This is a genomic window from Rhodococcus sp. NPDC055112 (assembly GCF_053607505.1).
Genome location: NZ_JBSGTR010000125.1, coordinates 1 through 1,312, shown reverse-complemented (window position 1 = coordinate 1,312; position 1,312 = coordinate 1). Strand labels below are relative to the sequence as shown.

General features: G+C 67.6%; 1 protein-coding gene. It reads left to right on the top strand.

Annotated elements, in window-relative coordinates:
• The first annotated feature begins 82 nt into the window (after positions 1–82).
• The gene (locus ACWFRB_RS26355) at positions 83–1,264 is read left to right on the top strand and encodes an Ig-like domain-containing protein (RefSeq protein ID WP_452644302.1); all 1,182 of its coding nucleotides are present in this window, start codon (positions 83–85) and stop codon (positions 1,262–1,264) included.
• Positions 1,265–1,312 lie beyond the last annotated feature (48 nt).

Sequence of the window (1,312 nt, the reverse complement as noted above, 5' to 3'; positions counted from 1 at the left end):
GCGCCCAGCCCTCGTGGGCGCCGAAGCCCGCACCTCACAGCCCGCGGCGACGCTCTTGGCCGCACCTACCAAAGGAACACTCATGGCACATCGAGCAGCCACACGCATCGTCGCGGCCGGCGCCACCACCGCCTTCGCCCTCGGAACACTCGCCCTGCTGAGCACCGGCACCGCCAACGCAGACGAAAGAAGAATCGACTGGTGGGACGGGTACACCCACTTCTACCGCACCGTCAGCAACGAAACCCCCGCCGCAGGCGAGACCATCACCATCACCACCAGGTTCGAACGAAGCAGCGAAGAGAAGATCAACTGGGTCAAGGACCACCACCCCAACTGCCTGACCTACGTCCCCGGCTCGGCCACGATTTTCTCGTCCCTGACGGGCGAACGACGAGTCGAACCCAGCCTCGAGATCAAGCCCGACTTCGTCGCCGGCGACTTCACCGCGGGCATCTTCGCCAACAACCCGATCAAATTCAGTGGGGATGACGGGGCAAATCCCGCCATCTTCACCGTCAAGTACAAGGTCGGCGAAAACTGCGCTCGCGGCACCTCCCTCCAAACCGGCATGAGCTACAACGGCGATCGCGGCAGTGGCTCCTACACCACGCAGGGCCCGTCCCTCACCGCCACCAAGGGCGGCAGCAGCACGGCCCTGAACCCGATCACCGGAGCCACCGTCGGCAGGTCCACGACCCTGATCGCGAAGGTCACGCCGGCAGCAGCAGGCGGCACCGTCACCTTCAAGGAAGACAACAGGGTCATCAGCACCATCTATGTCACCGCCGACGGCACCGCCACCGCCCAGTGGGCCCCCGCCACCGCCGGCCAGCGCACCATCACCGCCGACTTCTCCGGACGGGGCGACCTTGTCGGATCCCGCGCCACCGCCACCGTGACCGTCGCACCCGCCGGCGGCGGCAACAACACCGCCTCCACCACCACCCTCAACCCCGTCACCGGAGCCATCGCAGCCAAGGAAACCACGCTGAAGGCGAAGGTCACCCCCGCAGCAGCGGGCGGCACCATCGAATTCAAGGACGGTGACACCGTCCTTGGCACCGCACAGGTCGGCGCCGACGGCACCGCCACCCAGCTGTGGACCCCCACCACCGACGGCAAGCACACCATCACCGCCACCTTCTCCGGCCGCGACAACGTCACCGGATCCACCACCACGCAACAGGTCACCGTCTCGAAGGCCGGCACCAACCCCGGCCCCGCCGGCAGCCTCGGCTCCCTCAGCGGCTTCGGCTCCTAGATCGACCCCACCCCTGACACAGGGGCTTCGGCGCCCAGCCCTCGCGGG

Bases quoted from the DNA above. Each gene is read 5' to 3' on its own strand.
- ACWFRB_RS26355 (WP_452644302.1), top strand. From the start codon at position 83: ATGGCACATCGAGCAGCCACACGCATCGTCGCGGCCGGCGCCACCACC.